We start from the raw sequence: 14,789 nt of genomic DNA, 5'->3' as shown, positions 1-14,789 counted from the left end.
GTGCAACAACCCGAAGGCTGCTGCAAGATGCTCGCGTCCACTGTGTAGTTCTCAAAGTACGGGCGGTACCCCTTGACGCCACCCCAAACCGGGGAAACGACAAAAGGTCCAGAGTAACCGACTGTGCACCCAACCCGAAGGCCAGTGCGCATCCGGTCCCTCAGGACCCAACAGCGTGCAGACACCCGCCCCCTCACCCAGAACCTTCCAACCGCTCCGAAGAACGACGTACTAGCTCCAAGATCAGATCTTGATGTCATGTCAAATGTTCCACCCATGAGCTCCCAGCGAAGAACGTATGCCTTCGATCTGGGTTCTGGAAGTCCGAAGACTCCAAGTGCTCCTTAGAAAGGAGGTGATCCAGCCGCACCTTCCGGTACGGCTACCTTGTTACGACTTAGTCCTAATTACCGATCCCACCTTCGACGGCTCCCTCCACAAGGGTTAGGCCACCGGCTTCAGGTGTTACCGACTTTCATGACTTGACGGGCGGTGTGTACAAGACCCGGGAACGTATTCACCGCAGCGTTGCTGATCTGCGATTACTAGCGACTCCGACTTCATGAGGTCGAGTTGCAGACCTCAATCCGAACTGGGACCGGCTTTTTGGGATTCGCTCCACCTCGCGGTATTGCAGCCCTTTGTACCGGCCATTGTAGCATGCGTGAAGCCCAAGACATAAGGGGCATGATGATTTGACGTCATCCCCACCTTCCTCCGAGTTGACCCCGGCAGTATCCCATGAGTTCCCACCATTACGTGCTGGCAACATAGAACGAGGGTTGCGCTCGTTGCGGGACTTAACCCAACATCTCACGACACGAGCTGACGACAACCATGCACCACCTGTTTACGAGTGTCCAAAGAGTTGACCATTTCTGGCCCGTTCTCGTATATGTCAAGCCTTGGTAAGGTTCTTCGCGTTGCATCGAATTAATCCGCATGCTCCGCCGCTTGTGCGGGTCCCCGTCAATTCCTTTGAGTTTTAGCCTTGCGGCCGTACTCCCCAGGCGGGGAACTTAATGCGTTAGCTGCGTCACGGAATCCGTGGAATGGACCCCACAACTAGTTCCCAACGTTTACGGGGTGGACTACCAGGGTATCTAAGCCTGTTTGCTCCCCACCCTTTCGCTCCTCAGCGTCAGTTACGGCCCAGAGATCTGCCTTCGCCATCGGTGTTCCTCCTGATATCTGCGCATTCCACCGCTACACCAGGAATTCCAATCTCCCCTACCGCACTCTAGTCTGCCCGTACCCACTGCAGGCCGGAGGTTGAGCCTCCGGATTTCACAGCAGACGCGACAAACCGCCTACGAGCTCTTTACGCCCAATAATTCCGGATAACGCTTGCGCCCTACGTATTACCGCGGCTGCTGGCACGTAGTTAGCCGGCGCTTTTTCTGCAGGTACCGTCACTTTCGCTTCTTCCCTGCTAAAAGAGGTTTACAACCCGAAGGCCGTCATCCCTCACGCGGCGTTGCTGCATCAGGCTTGCGCCCATTGTGCAATATTCCCCACTGCTGCCTCCCGTAGGAGTCTGGGCCGTGTCTCAGTCCCAGTGTGGCCGGTCACCCTCTCAGGCCGGCTACCCGTCGACGCCTTGGTGAGCCATTACCTCACCAACAAGCTGATAGGCCGCGAGCCCATCCCCAACCGAAAAATCTTTCCAGACGCAGACCATGCGGTCACGTCACATATCCAGTATTAGACGCCGTTTCCAGCGCTTATCCCAGAGTCAGGGGCAGGTTGCTCACGTGTTACTCACCCGTTCGCCACTGATCCCACAGAGCAAGCTCCGTGTTCACCGTTCGACTTGCATGTGTTAAGCACGCCGCCAGCGTTCATCCTGAGCCAGGATCAAACTCTCCGTAAAAAAGAAATGCATACCCCACCGGGAAAACGGTGACGCAGCGAGTTTGATGCTGACCAAAGAGACAAATTCATTGCTGACTTCATCCGAATGCCAACCCCACAAGGAGGTTGGTCTTTGATCCAAAGGAATTCTCACCCAGCCGAAAAACGACTGAACGAGGATAATTTGGCATTTGACAAGTGCACGCTGTTGAGTTCTCAAGGATCGGATGCTCCCACGACCCAGCCATCACAGCCAGGCCCGAAGGGCAACTTCTCTATCTTAGCCATCCCGACTCGCTTGTCAAATCAGCGCGCGGCGCGGATCGTAGATCCGCTGCGCAGCCGATTCCAGTTGCAGAAGGGGTGGACCTCCCATCCTAGACGCAAGCGTCTGATCTCTCAAGTGAGAGAGGATCGGGAGTGGTTCTCCGCTTGAGGGGGGTGAAGCTCTGGGCTTCTCCGCTTCCCTGTGGGGCGAACAAGTAATAAGTTACGTGGATTCCGGGGTTCTGGCAAATCGAGGCAGTACCCCCGGGCGTGTCGTCGGCCTTCGCCAGACGGTTTGTCCGGATCAGGCGGGTTTTCCGCCTCCTGGGGCGTCAGGAGTACGATCGCGCCATGCTCATGCTCACCGCACGACGGTCCCTCCTCAGCGTCGACGAGGACTCCGAGTGAGTGCGGGACTCGCGCTCCTCTCCCGCGTCTGGCGCGAGCTCGACGGGGAAGCCCGGGCACTCGACGGTGTCGCCGAGCCGGCCACGGCGGTCCCGCTCCCTTCGCGCCTCGCCACCGGCCGACTCGCCTGGGCGAGCGTCGGTGCCGCGACCCTCGCAGCCGGCCGGAACCCATCGATGCTCGACCCCGGCCGGATCGCCACCGCGTACCGGAGCGACCGCGTCCTCACGATCGACGGCACCGCTCCCCCGGTGTGGGCCGCACTCTCGGGGTTCTGGCAGACGGCCGACGGTTGGATCCGCACGCACGGCAACTACCCGCATCATGCCGCCGGCCTTCGTGCCGGACTGCGATTGGGCGACACGGCGGAGGCCACGGACGTGCGCGACGCCCTTGCCGCGCTGACGTCAGCGGAAGCCATCGAGGCGATAAGCGCAGAAGGCGGACTCGCCGTCGCCGTCATGGCGGAGCATCCTGCCCTGGACGCCGCCCTCCGCCAGACACCGTTGCTCGACGTCCGCGGATACGACTCCCCCGCTGCGCCGCGCGCTGTCCTTCCCGGGTCGGCATCGCGCCCGCTCGAGGGCATCCGCATCCTCGATCTCACACGTGTGATCGCAGGTCCGGTCTGCACTCGCACACTCGCCCTGCTCGGTGCCGACGTGCTGCGGGTCGACCCTCCAGGGCTGCTCGAACCCGAATGGCAGCACCTCGACACCGGCCACGGCAAGCGCTCGACCCTGCTGGATGCGCGATCCGCACGGTTCGACGAGCTGCTCGCCGAAGCGGATGCCGTGGTTCTCGGGTACCGGCCCGCCGCGCTCGACCGGCTCGGACTCGATCCGCAGTCATTGTTGCGGCGGCATCCGGGACTGGTCGTGGCCCAGCTCAGCGCCTGGGGCGCGGACCATCCGCAACGGGCGGGCTTCGACAGCCTCGTGCAGGCCGAGTCGGGAATCGCGCTCATCGAGTCCCCGGACGGCGAGCGTCCGGGAGCACTGCCCGCTCAGGCGCTCGACCACAGCGCGGGGTATCTGCTGGCTGCCGCGATCACGATGCTGTTGCGCCGCCGCGCGATCGAAGGCGGCTCGTGGTGGGTGCAGACGTCGCTGCGACGCGTCGCCGCCGAGCTTCTCGGCATGCCGCGCCGAGCCGAGCCGGGTGCCGAGGTCGCAGTCGATCCGGCAGCGCACATCGCCCACTTCTCCATCGGTGATGTCGAGCTGGTGACGGCGAAGCCGGCACTTCCCGGCCTCGAGTTCGCGGCGCCCCGCCCCTGGGGAGCGGATCAGCCGGGCTGGTGAGAGCGCCGACTCAGAGACAGGACGACGCACAGCACCAGGGTGAGGGCACCCCACAGCGCGCACGCCGGGGGAAGAACCCGATACGCCAGGTGCTGCACGGTGAACTCCGCGTCGAGCGGTCCGAGGACGACCAGACCGATGACCCACGCCGCGATCAGGATCACGGGCAGCGACAGCCACCACGTGACGCGGACACCATGCGGCAACCGCTGCGAGAGGGCCGGACGCGCATCATGCCGACGCAGCCAGAGCAGCGCCCACACGCCGATGATCACGAGCCCGAGCGCGCTCGAGCCGTGCTGGAGCCACTTGAAGCCGGTGAGCGGACCCCACATCTCGGCGAGCGCGGGGAGCGCTTGCACGCCCCATCGTCCCTCGTGCGTGAACAGATCCCAGAGGATGTGCGAGAGCACCCCGAGGATGAGCGAGACGGCGAGCAGCAGCGGATAGACGCGCTTCTCCCCCACACCCACCGCTCGTCCGGCGGCCTCGACCGCGCCGACGGACCACTCCTCGGGGAGACGTCGCGCGAGCCATCGCGGAGCGAGCTCCGGAACGGCGGGACGCAGCACCGCGCGCCAGAGGACGAACAGCACGAGTGCCACGGCCGCGGTCCACACGACGTTCGCGAAGGTGTGGGTGAACGAGTAGTCCAGCCCGACGCCGCGCACGAACAGCGGGAGATCAGGAGTCATCGCACCGATCGCGATCGCCGCCGGCACCAGCGGCGTGCGAATGAAGGGCAGCGCGACGACCGCGTGACTCGGCGTGAACGGCATCCGCTGCTCAGCCGATGAAGACGCCCGCGAGGGTCTTCTTGCCGCGGCGGAGCACGGAGACTCCGCCGGGAAGAGAACCCTGAACCGTGGCCGCCTCGTCCTCGACGCGTTCGCCGTCGAGCGAGACGCCGCCCTGGGCGATCGCACGTCGGGCTTCGCCCAGGCTCGACACGAGCTCGGTCGCGACCAGCGCTTCGACCACCGGCGTGCCGGCGGCCACCGTCGCGTTCGGAAGCTCTTCGAGCGCGGTGCGCAGCGTCGACGGATCCAGAGCGGTCAGGTCGCCCTGCCCGAACAATGCCTCGGATGCCGCGATCACGGCGGCGGTCGCATCGATGCCGTGCACCGTGGCGACGACTTCGAGGGCGAGACGCTTCTGCGCGGCGCGACGGAACGGCTCCGACTCGACCAGCGCGGCGTACTCCTCGATCTCGGCGCGGCTGAGGAAGGTGAAGACCTTCAGCCGCTCGATGACGTCGGCATCGGCGGTGCTCAGCCAGAACTGGTACATCCGGTACGGGCTGCACATCTCGGCGTCGAGCCAGATCGCGTTGCCCTCGCTCTTGCCGAACTTCGTGCCGTCGCTGTTCGTGATGAGCGGCGTGCCGATGGCGTGCGCGGACACCCCTTCGGCACGACGGATGAGGTCGGTGCCGCTGGTGAGGTTGCCCCACTGGTCGGAGCCGCCGGTCTGCAGCACGCAGCCGTACTGGCGGTACAGCTCGAGGTAGTCCATGCCCTGCAGGATCTGGTAGCTGAACTCGGTGTAGCTGATGCCCTCGTCGGAACTCAGCCGCGCCGCGACGGCATCCTTCTTGAGCATCGTGCCGACACGGTAGTGCTTCCCGATCTCGCGGAGGAAGTCGATCGCCGACATCGGCGCCGTCCAGTCGAGGTTGTTCACCATGCGCGCGGCGTTGTCGCCGTCGAAGCTGAGGTACCGCTCCACCTGCGTGCGCAGCCGGTCGACCCATTCGGCGACGGTCTCTCGCGTGTTCAGGGTGCGCTCGGCCGTGGGCCGCGGGTCTCCGATGAGACCGGTGGACCCGCCGACGAGCCCCAGCGGCTTGTGACCTGCCAGCTGGAGGCGACGCATCGTCAGCAGCTGCACGAGATTCCCGAGGTGCAGGCTCGGCGCTGTCGGATCGAACCCGCAGTAATACGTGATCGGGTCTCCGGCGAGAAGGGCGCGGAGCGCCTCCTGGTCGGTGGACACATGGACGAGCCCGCGCCACAGCAGTTCGTCCCACACGTTCTCGAACGTGGGGTCGATCGCCGGAGTCGCGGTCGTCAGAGCGGGAGTTGACACGCGCTCCAGGCTATCAGCGCGCGACCTCGCCTCGGTCTCAGCTGTGCGCCGCCCACCAGACGAGGAAAGCGGCGCTCAGTGCGATGACCCAGCTGACGAGGCTGCCGACGAGGAAGTACTCGGCGCGGGCACCGGTCTCGCCGTCGCGGGAGATCTCCGGGAAGCGGACGATGCCCTTCGCCGCCAGCATCGCGGCCAGAACGGGGTAAGCCGCGGCGAGGGTGAGGATCATCACGATCGTGCGCTCGAGCGGGCCGATCAGGCGTCCGCCCTTGAAGCCGCCACGAGGATCGGCGGGCTTGGTCGGTGCCGCATCGACAGCGGCATCCGTCCCATCGCCGACCGGCGGTACCAGCGGGACCGGCGTCGTCGGCTCCGGGACGACGGGGACGGCCGGCTCCGGATCGGCGGGTCGCCACGTGTGCTCGCCGTCGAGCGCGGCGCGCACCACGAGATTGGAGGACTCCAAGAGGAAGACTCCCGCGCCGAGGACGAGCATCGCGAGATCGAACGAGACGTCGCCGAAGGGCGATCGCAGGCTCCAGACGTCGCCGATGAGCCCGGCATCCGCCCGCGCGCCGAGCGACACGACCGCGCCGACGCTCAGGACACCGAGAAGGACCGCCGGCCAGAAGCCCAACGGAGCCCTCCGCTCGTCGGGCATCGACCAGACCCAGAGCGCACCGACCACGAGCGCGGCGATCATCGGCAGCAGCGCGTCGCTGACGCTGCCCAGGAGCAGCAGCAGCACGGCCACGGTCAGGTACCCGATCCAACGACGGGGCGCGAACTGGCGGACGAGGTCGACGGCGCCGACGGCGAGGAGCACGAATCCGGCGATGATCATGCGGATCCTCCTCGCAGGACGGCTACTCCTTCGAGGACCGCCGCGGCCCCTGCGCTGCGCAGCGACTTCGAGACGCTCGGCTGGGAGATGCCCTCCTCGTCGGCGAGCTCATGCTGCGACCTGCCGATCAGGCGGCCATAGGTCAGGCGACGCTCGCGCTCGCTCATCGCGCCGACCAGCTCGTCACGCACGAGGAGGTAGGCGTTCGACGCCGCGATCGTGCTCTCCATGACCTCATCCTGCCCCGGGGCTCCGACAATCCAGGTGCGCGCTCGCGGTATGGCGCGTCCTTCGCGGGCGTGCACGATGTCGATCGCCGCCCGCGCCGCGTACCACCCCGGGCCGTCGGCGAGCTCGCCGTGCACGGATTCGACCGCGGAGACCTCCCCCACGCCGACGCCGAACCGGAAGGCGATCCCGTCGGGCAGCCGCAGCTGGATCATGAGGAGGGAGACCAGAGCGTCGCCGAGGTCTCGATAGACGCCCTGCTGCTCATCCCCCACCGTGGGTGTCAGCGACTGAGTGGCCAGCGGGAGGTCGGCTTCGACCTGCGCGATGGTCTCGTCCAGCACCTGTTGCGCGGCGGTGCGATCATCGAGCTTGCGAGAGCCCACGATGTCAGCGAGTACGGCGATGACCATGGCATAACCATAACACGCATAACTTCACTTTATGCCCTGAATGGCTATATGTTGGGAACATGCCTGAATCGCACATCATCGCCTGGGATGCCGGGACCTGGACCAACGACCCGCAGACCGTGACCGAGACCGACGCGCTCGAGGTCACCGCCGTCGAGGGCAGCGATGCCTGGCGACACACCGCCTACGGCTTCGTCCACGACACCGAGCACGCCCTCCTCGCCCCCTTGGCCGTCGGGGAGGCGATGGAGGTCTCCTTCCGCGCACCATGGGACGGGCAGTTCGATCAAGCCGGCGTCTTCGTACGGATCGACGCCGAGCACTGGATGAAAGCCGGCGTCGAGTACGCCGACGACCACCTGGGACTCGGTGCCGTCGTCACCGCCGGCGGCTCGGACTGGTCGGTGGGACATGTGGACGAGTGGCTCGAGAGCGAGATCACGGTGCGCGTGAGCCGGTGGACGGATGCCGTGATCGTCCGCGCTCGTGCCGACGACGGCCCCTGGCGCCTGGTGCGCGTCGCTCCGTTCGACGGCACGGCCGCGGCATCCGCCGGTCCGCTCCTCGCCGCCCCGACCCGTGCCGGATTCACCGTGCGGTTCACCCGGTGGACCCGTTCCGCGGCGGACGTCGACCTGCACTGAGCCGGCCTGCACCGGCCCGGCGCACGCCCTACAGCCCGAGGGCGTGCGCCGCGGCCTGCGCCCGGGCGACGAGCTCGGCCCGCTGCTCGGTCACCCGCACCGGTGCGGTGCCGCCGACGCCGGTCCTCGACGCCACGGATCCCTCGATCGTGAGGACCTCTCGCACGGCGGGAACGAGATGCGGCGACACCGAGAGCAGCAGCTCGTCGGACGCGTCCTCCAGGCCGATCCCCTGCTCCTCGCACGCACGCACCAGGGCGCCGGAGATCTCGTGCGCGTCACGGAACGGAACCCGCTGCTTCACGAGCCACTCCGCCACGTCGGTCGCGAGCGAGAAGCCCTGGGGCGCGAGCGCCGCCATCCGCTCCGTGTCGAAGCGCAGGGTGGCGATCATGCCGGCGAAGGCCGGGAGCAGCACCTCGAGCGTCTGCACCGAGTCGAAGACCGGCTCCTTGTCCTCCTGCAGGTCGCGGTTGTACGCGAGCGGCAGTCCCTTCAAGGTCGCCAGCAGGCCGGACAGGTTGCCGATGAGCCGGCCTGACTTGCCGCGGGCGAGCTCGGCGATGTCGGGGTTCTTCTTCTGCGGCATGATGCTCGACCCGGTCGAGTAGCCGTCGTCGAGCGTGACGAAGCCGAACTCGCGCGTGTTCCAGAGGATGATCTCCTCCGCGAGGCGCGAGATGTCGACACCGGTCATCGCGGCGATGAAGGCGAACTCCGCGACGACGTCGCGCGCGGCGGTGCCGTCGAGCGAGTTCTCCGACGGACGGTCGAGACCGAGCTCGGTCGCGACGAGCGCCGGGTCGAGCCCGAGGGTCGATCCGGCCAGCGCTCCCCCGCCGTAGGGCGAGACACCGGCGCGACGACGCCAGTCGACGAGTCGCTCGAGCTCACGCACCAGCGGCCAGCCGTGCGCCTGCAGGTGATGGGCGAGCAGCACGGGCTGCGCATGCTGCAGGTGCGTGCGCCCGGGGAGGATCGCGTCGGGGTGCGCCTCGGCCTGCGCGACGAGGGCGTCGATGACCCGCAGGATGTCGCGGGCGATCACCCGGGCGTGGTCGATCAGGTACATGCGCACCAGGGTCGCGATCTGGTCGTTGCGGCTGCGGCCGGCGCGCAGCCGTCCGCCCAGCTCCGGCCCGAGCTCCGCGATCAGCGCCTGCTCGAGCGCACCGTGCACGTCCTCGTCCGTCGGAACCGGAAGCAGTGTGCCGTCCGCGACCTTGCGCGCCACGGCATCGAGCCCGGCGTGCATCCGCTCGGCCTCATCGGGTTCGAGATAGCCGGCGGCGGCGAGCGCGGTCGCATGCGCATGCGAGCCGGCGATGTCGTACGGCGCGAGGATCCAGTCGAAATGCGTGGAGCGGCTGAGCGCCACGAGCTCCGGTGAGGGGCCGGTGGCGAAACGGGCACCCCAGAGCGCGCCTTCGTTGGTGCCTTCGTGCGTGGGGTCGGTCATCACGCGTCCTTCTTCCCGAGCAGCCAGACCAGCAGGGCCTTCTGCGCGTGCAGGCGGTTCTCGGCCTCGTCCCAGACGACGCTCTGCGGTCCGTCGATGACGGTGGAGTCCACCTCGTAGCCGCGATCGGCGGGAAGGCAGTGGATGAAGATCGCCTCGGGGTCCGCGAGCTCCATCGTCTCCGGCGTCACCTTGTATCCGCCGAGATCGCGGATGCGCGCGATCTTCTCCTCCTCCTTGCCCATCGACACCCACGTGTCGGTGACCACGACGTCGGCGCCGGCAGCGGCCTCGACCGGGTCGGTGTAGAGCGCGATGGATCCGCCGGTCTCCGCGGCGCGACGATCGGCGGCCTCGATCACATCGGCGCGCGGCGCGTAGTCCGCCGGAGACGCGATGCGGACGTGCATGCCGGCCGTCACACAGGCCAGCGCATAGGAATGCGCCATGTTGCTCTGCCCGTCGCCGAAGAAGGTGAGCGTGAGCCCCTTCAGCTCGCCCTTGTGCTCACGGATCGTGAGCAGGTCGGCGAGCAGCTGGCAGGGGTGGAAGTCGTCCGAGAGGGCGTTGATCACGGGGACCCGCGTGCCCTCCGCCATCTCCTCGAGTCCTGCCTGCGCGTAGGTGCGCCACACGATCGCCGCGACCTGACGCTCGAGCACACGGGCGGTGTCGGAGGGCGTCTCCTTGCCGCCGAGCTGGCTGTTCGCGGTCGAGATGATCAGCGGCGAGCCGCCGAGGTCGGCGATGCCCACCGCGAACGAGACGCGGGTGCGCGTGGAGGACTTGTCGAAGATCACCGCGACGGTCTGCGGACCGGCCAGGCTCTTGTCGGCCCAACGGTCCTTCTTCAGCTCGATGGCGAGATCGAGGATCTCCGCCTGCTCGGCGGGCGTGAGGTCGTCGTCACGCAGCAGGTGGCGGGTCATGCGGAAACCTTTCCAGGGACGGATGCGGAGACATCGGCGAGTGCGGCGGCGAACAGCTCGCGGAACGCGGCGAGCTCGTCGTCGCCGATCGTGAGGGCGGGCGCGATGCGCACCGTCTCGGGGTTCGCGGCGTTCACGATGAGGCCGCGCTCCTGCGCCGCAGCGACGACGGCCCCGGCGACCGGTGCGCTCAGCGCGACGCCGATCAGGAGGCCGCGGCCGCGGACCGCGGAGATGAGGGGCGAATCGAGGCCGAGGATCAGCTCGCGCAGCTCCTCCCCGCGGCGTGCCGCGTTCTCGACGAGCCCGGCATGCTCGATCTCGGTCAGCACCGCATCGGCCACCGCGGTCGCGAGGGGGTTGCCGCCGAATGTGGAACCGTGGGAGCCGGGTGTGAACAGATTGCTGGCGGCACCGTAGGTGACCAGCGCGCCGATCGGGAAGCCGCCGCCGATGCCCTTCGCGAGGGTGATCGCGTCAGGCGTGATCCCCTCGTGGCTGAATCCGAACCAGGCACCGGTGCGTCCGGCCCCGGTCTGGATCTCATCCACGATCAGCAGGGCGCCGTGCGCCAGGGTCAGCGAGCGGGCCGCGGCCAGGTAGCCCTCCGGCAGCTCGACGACGCCGGCTTCGCCCTGGATGGGCTCGACGATGACCGCGGCGACTCGCTCATCCATGGCCGCCTCGAGGGCTTCGATCGTGGCGGGGATGTGCTCCACGCCACCGGGCATCGGCTCGAACGGGGCGCGCATCGAGGCTTTCGCCGTCATGGCGAGCGACCCCATGGTGCGGCCGTGGAAGCCGTTCTCGAGAGCCAGGATGCGCGGGCGCTCGGTGCCGCCGTGCAGACGGGCGAGCTTGAACGCCGCCTCGTTCGCCTCGGCACCGGAGTTCGAGAAGAACACCCTTCCGTCGATGCCGGCACCGGCGAGGCGCTTGAGCCGAGCCGCCAGTGCGAGCTGCGGCGGCGTGGCGAAGTAGTTCGACACGTGGGCCAGCGTCGCGGCCTGCTTCGAGACCGCTTCGACGAACACCGGGTGCGCGTGGCCGAGCGAGGTCACGGCGATTCCGGCGAGGAAGTCCAGGTAGCGTCGCCCGTCGGCATCCCACAGGTACGAGCCCTCACCGCGGGTGAGCAGTGCGAGCCGGTCTCCGGCGTTCTGCACGAGATCGCGCTCCACATCGTCCTGCCAGACGGTCATGCCGTCACCTCCGTCTTTCCCAGAACCACTTCGGTTCCGATTCCCTTGCTGGTGAAGAGCTCGACGAGCACCGAGTGCGGCACCCGTCCGTCGATGATGGCCGCAGCGTCCACGCCGCCCTCGACGGCTTCGAGACAGGCGCGCATCTTGGGGATCATCCCGGACTCCAGCGTCGGCAGCATCCGGATGAGCTCCGCGGATGTCAGGTGCGACACGAGCGAGTCGCGGTTGGGCCAGTCCGCGTAGAGCCCCGGCACATCGGTCAGGACGACGAGCTTGCGCGCCTTCAGGGCGACGGCGAGCGCTGCCGCAGCGGCATCCGCGTTGACGTTCAGCGACTGACCGGGATGGTCGAGGTCCGGAGCGATGCTCGAGACGACCGGCACCCGTCCGGCCGCGAGGTGATCGAGAACCGGGGTCGGGTCGACCTCGACGACATCGCCGACGCGGCCGAGATCGACCTCGAGCCCGTCGATGACGACACCGCGGCGGCGTCCGCCGAAGAGCCCGGCGTCCTCTCCGCTGAGTCCGGTCGCGATGGGTCCGTGCGAGTTGATCTTCGACACCAGCTGCGGATTGACCTGCCCCGTGAGCACCATGCGCACGACGCTGATCGCCTCGGTGTTGGTGACGCGGTAACCGCCCTTGAACTCGCTCGGGATCTCGAGCCGCTGCAGCATGTCGGAGATCTGCGGACCGCCGCCGTGCACGACCACCGGCTGCACTCCGACGTTGCGGAGATACGCGATGTCCTGCGCGAACGCGTCCTGCAACTCGTCCGAGACCATGGCGTTGCCGCCGTACTTGATCACCACGATCTGGTCACGGAACTTCTTGAGCCACGGCAGCGACTCGATCAGGGTGGTCGCCTTCTGCGCGGCGACTTCGGCGGGAGTGTCCTGGATGTCGGTCATGAGGCGTACGCGCTGTTCTCGTGCACGTAATCGTGGGTGAGGTCGTTGGTGAGGATCGTCGCCGTGTCGTCTCCCGACTTCAGGTCGATCACCAGGTGCGTGGCGCGCGGAGACAGGTCGACCTCCTCGCGTGGCCGGTCTGGGCCGCCCTCGGTGCACACCCGGACGCCGTTCATCCAGACGTCGACGTCGTAGGGGTCGAACCGGGCTCCCGTGGTGCCGATCGCGGCGAGCACGCGGCCCCAGTTGGGGTCGTTGCCGAAGATCGCCGCCTTGAACAGGTTGTTGCGGGCGACGGAGCGGCCGACCTCGACGGCGTCCTGCTCGGATGCCGCGTGCTGCACCTCGATCGTGATGTCGTGGCTCGCGCCCTCGGCATCGCCCTGCAGCTTCACGGCGAGCTCCTGCGAGAGCTCGGTCAGCGCCGCGGCGAAGTCGTCGAGGTCGGGGGCGATCCCCGACGCGCCGTTGGCGAGCAGCGTGACCTGGTCGTTGGTCGACATGCAGCCGTCCGAGTCGAGCCGGTCGAAGGTCTGCCCGGTCGCGCGGCGCAGGGCCGCATCGGCGTCGAGCGGCTCGATGACGGCGTCGGTCGTGATCACCACGAGCATCGTCGCGAGCCCCGGAGCCAGCATCCCGGCCCCCTTCGCCATGCCGCCGATCGTCCAGCCGTCCCGGGAGACGACCGCCGTCTTCGACACGGAGTCGGTGGTCATGATCGCCTCGGCCGCGGCCTGTCCCCCGTCGGCGCTGAGCTCGGCGATCGCCTGCGCGGTGCCGTCGAGCACCTTGCCGCGGAACACCTCGTCGCCGACGCCGATCAGGCCGGTCGAGCAGATCAGGACGTCGCCGGCGCTGACGCCGAGGAGCTCGGCGGCCTTCTCGGCGGTCTGGTGCGTGGTCTGGAACCCGAATGCTCCGGTGAAGCAGTTCGCCCCGCCCGAGTTCAGCACCACGGCTTCGACGACGCGGTCCGCGACCGCCTGCTGCGACCAGATGATCGGGTTCGCCTTGGCGCGGTTGCTCGTGAAGACGGCAGCCCCGACCTTGCGCGGTCCGCGGTTGACGACGACGGCGACGTCGGGCTTGCCGGTGGACTTGAGTCCGGCGGCGACACCGGCCGCCTCGAATCCTGCGGGGGCGGTGACACTCATGGTGCGACTCCGTTGACTGAGAGGGCGCGGCCTTCGGGGAGACCGAGCGCGAGGTTCATGGACTGGATGGCGGCGCCCGCCGTGCCCTTGACGAGGTTGTCGACCGCGGTGACGACGGTCACCCGGTTGGCGGCGCGGTCGATCGCGAGGCCGATCAGGGCGGTGTTGGCTCCGAGCACGTCGGCGGTGCGCGGGAAGCGCCCCTCGGGAAGCAGCTGCACGAACGTCTCGTCGCCGTAGGCCCTCGCCCAGGCGTCGCGGATCTGCGCGTCGGTGGCCCCTTCGACGATCGGCGCGGTCGAGGTCGCGAGGATGCCGCGGGACATGGGCACCAGCACGGGGGTGAACGAGATGCGGATGTCGTCTCCCTGGGGCCCTGAGCCTGTCGAAGGGATCGCCGCCGCGAGCGCCTGGCGGATCTCGGGGATGTGCCGGTGCGTGCCGCCGACCGCGTAGGGGTTGGCGGTGCCGAGGATCTCGCTGGCGAGCAGGTTGCTCTTGAGGCTCTTGCCCGCACCCGACGGACCGACCGCGAGGACCGAGACGATGTCGGACGGGTCGATGACTCCCGCCGCTATCCCCGGCGCGAGACTGAGGCTCACGGTGGAGGCGTTGCACCCGGGGGCCGCGATACGGCTCGCCCCGCGCAGGTGTTCGCGCTGCTTCACGCCGTCGACCAGCAGCTCCGGCACGCCGTAGGTCCAGGCGTCGTGGAAGGTGCCGCCGTAGAAGGCATCCCAGGCGGGCTGCGAGGTGAGCCGATGGTCGGCGCCCGCGTCGATCACGAGCGGCACATCGCCGAGCGCATCGGTGTACTGGCCCGACTGCCCGTGCGGGAGCGCGAGGAACACGATGTCGTGTCCGGCGAGGATCTGCGGCGTCGTGTCCTGCAGGGTGAGGTGGGCGAGCGAACGCAGGTGCGGCTGGTGGTCGATGAGGGGCTGGCCGGCGTTCGAATGAGCCGTCACGGTGCGGATCTCGATGTCGGGATGATCGGCCAGGAGGCGCAGAATCTCGCCGCCTGCGTAGCCGGATGCGCCGGAGACGGCGACGGTATACGTCATGCTTCTACCTTAAC

12 protein-coding genes and 1 rRNA gene are annotated in these 14,789 nt (G+C 67.8%); 2 read left to right on the top strand and 11 right to left on the bottom strand.

Annotation, left to right across the window (positions count from 1 at the left end; translation table 11 throughout):
* Positions 1–348: 348 nt before the first annotated feature.
* Positions 349–1,873 (bottom strand): 16S ribosomal RNA (locus ABS642_RS01335).
* A gap of 652 nt (positions 1,874–2,525) precedes the next feature.
* On the opposite strand from ABS642_RS01335, the gene ABS642_RS01330 reads away from it, so the two are divergent.
* Positions 2,526–3,833, top strand: coding sequence for a CoA transferase (locus ABS642_RS01330; RefSeq protein WP_350351975.1), 1,308 nt, complete (start codon positions 2,526–2,528; stop codon positions 3,831–3,833).
* Here the strand turns inward: ABS642_RS01330 and ABS642_RS01325 are convergent.
* The 4 genes from ABS642_RS01325 to ABS642_RS01310 are packed head-to-tail and all read right to left on the bottom strand — an operon-like array spanning position 3,818 to position 7,409.
* Positions 3,818–4,612 carry a DUF4184 family protein gene (locus ABS642_RS01325; protein ID WP_350351974.1) on the bottom strand — a complete coding sequence of 265 codons (795 nt, stop codon included), beginning with the start codon at positions 4,610–4,612 and terminating at the stop codon, positions 3,818–3,820. The genes ABS642_RS01330 and ABS642_RS01325 overlap by 16 nt on opposite strands.
* 7 nt (positions 4,613–4,619) lie before the next feature.
* Positions 4,620–5,921, bottom strand: a complete 1,302-nt coding sequence (gene tyrS / locus ABS642_RS01320) for a tyrosine--tRNA ligase (RefSeq protein ID WP_350351973.1) — start codon at positions 5,919–5,921, stop codon at positions 4,620–4,622.
* Between the two features lie 37 nt (positions 5,922–5,958).
* Positions 5,959–6,768: a hypothetical protein gene (locus ABS642_RS01315; protein ID WP_350351972.1), complete on the bottom strand. Its 810-nt coding sequence runs from the start codon at positions 6,766–6,768 to the stop codon at positions 5,959–5,961.
* Positions 6,765–7,409: a SatD family protein gene (locus tag ABS642_RS01310; protein ID WP_350351971.1), complete on the bottom strand. Its 645-nt coding sequence runs from the start codon at positions 7,407–7,409 to the stop codon at positions 6,765–6,767. Before ABS642_RS01310 ends, ABS642_RS01315 begins: the two co-directional genes overlap by 4 nt.
* Before the next feature lie 59 nt (positions 7,410–7,468).
* On the opposite strand from ABS642_RS01310, the gene ABS642_RS01305 reads away from it, so the two are divergent.
* Complete coding sequence (locus ABS642_RS01305; protein ID WP_350351970.1) at positions 7,469–8,053, top strand: DUF1349 domain-containing protein; 585 nt, start codon at positions 7,469–7,471, stop codon at positions 8,051–8,053.
* A 28-nt stretch (positions 8,054–8,081) separates the two neighbouring features.
* On the opposite strand, the gene argH is transcribed toward ABS642_RS01305, so the two are convergent.
* From argH to argC, 6 genes are read right to left on the bottom strand one after another with little or no spacing between them, the layout of a single operon-like run.
* Positions 8,082–9,512, bottom strand: a complete 1,431-nt coding sequence (argH, locus tag ABS642_RS01300) for an argininosuccinate lyase (RefSeq protein WP_350351969.1) — start codon at positions 9,510–9,512, stop codon at positions 8,082–8,084.
* The gene (argF, locus tag ABS642_RS01295; protein ID WP_350351968.1) at positions 9,512–10,441 is read right to left on the bottom strand and encodes an ornithine carbamoyltransferase; all 930 of its coding nucleotides are present in this window, start codon (positions 10,439–10,441) and stop codon (positions 9,512–9,514) included. Before argF ends, argH begins: the two co-directional genes overlap by 1 nt.
* A complete protein-coding gene (locus ABS642_RS01290) occupies positions 10,438–11,643 on the bottom strand; it encodes an acetylornithine transaminase (RefSeq protein ID WP_350351967.1) in 1,206 nt (401 codons plus the stop codon). The genes argF and ABS642_RS01290 overlap by 4 nt, the downstream gene beginning before the upstream one ends.
* Complete coding sequence (gene argB, locus ABS642_RS01285) at positions 11,640–12,557, bottom strand: acetylglutamate kinase (RefSeq protein ID WP_282216699.1); 918 nt, start codon at positions 12,555–12,557, stop codon at positions 11,640–11,642. Before argB ends, ABS642_RS01290 begins: the two co-directional genes overlap by 4 nt.
* Positions 12,554–13,711, bottom strand: coding sequence for a bifunctional glutamate N-acetyltransferase/amino-acid acetyltransferase ArgJ (gene argJ, locus ABS642_RS01280; protein ID WP_350351966.1), 1,158 nt, complete (start codon positions 13,709–13,711; stop codon positions 12,554–12,556). Before argJ ends, argB begins: the two co-directional genes overlap by 4 nt.
* Positions 13,708–14,775, bottom strand: a complete 1,068-nt coding sequence (gene argC, locus ABS642_RS01275) for an N-acetyl-gamma-glutamyl-phosphate reductase (protein ID WP_350351965.1) — start codon at positions 14,773–14,775, stop codon at positions 13,708–13,710. Before argC ends, argJ begins: the two co-directional genes overlap by 4 nt.
* Positions 14,776–14,789: the final 14 nt, after the last annotated feature.

The sequence above is a fragment of the Microbacterium sp. A8/3-1 genome (assembly GCF_040267695.1).
Taxonomy (GTDB): domain Bacteria; phylum Actinomycetota; class Actinomycetes; order Actinomycetales; family Microbacteriaceae; genus Microbacterium; species Microbacterium luteolum.
Note: the sequence above shows the minus strand (reverse complement) of the source record. Positions and strands in the feature narration are given on the sequence as shown.

Coding starts and splice junctions, on each gene's coding strand:
- ABS642_RS01325 (WP_350351974.1), bottom strand. CDS start 4,612: ATGCCGTTCACGCCGAGTCACGCGGTCGTCGCGCTGCCCTTCATTCGC.
- argC (WP_350351965.1), bottom strand. CDS start 14,775: ATGACGTATACCGTCGCCGTCTCCGGCGCATCCGGCTACGCAGGCGGC.
- argB (WP_282216699.1), bottom strand. CDS start 12,557: ATGACCGACATCCAGGACACTCCCGCCGAAGTCGCCGCGCAGAAGGCG.
- ABS642_RS01305 (WP_350351970.1), top strand. CDS start 7,469: ATGCCTGAATCGCACATCATCGCCTGGGATGCCGGGACCTGGACCAAC.
- argH (WP_350351969.1), bottom strand. CDS start 9,512: ATGACCGACCCCACGCACGAAGGCACCAACGAAGGCGCGCTCTGGGGT.
- argF (WP_350351968.1), bottom strand. CDS start 10,441: ATGACCCGCCACCTGCTGCGTGACGACGACCTCACGCCCGCCGAGCAG.
- argJ (WP_350351966.1), bottom strand. CDS start 13,711: ATGAGTGTCACCGCCCCCGCAGGATTCGAGGCGGCCGGTGTCGCCGCC.
- ABS642_RS01290 (WP_350351967.1), bottom strand. CDS start 11,643: ATGACCGTCTGGCAGGACGATGTGGAGCGCGATCTCGTGCAGAACGCC.
- ABS642_RS01315 (WP_350351972.1), bottom strand. CDS start 6,768: ATGATCATCGCCGGATTCGTGCTCCTCGCCGTCGGCGCCGTCGACCTC.
- ABS642_RS01310 (WP_350351971.1), bottom strand. CDS start 7,409: ATGGTCATCGCCGTACTCGCTGACATCGTGGGCTCTCGCAAGCTCGAT.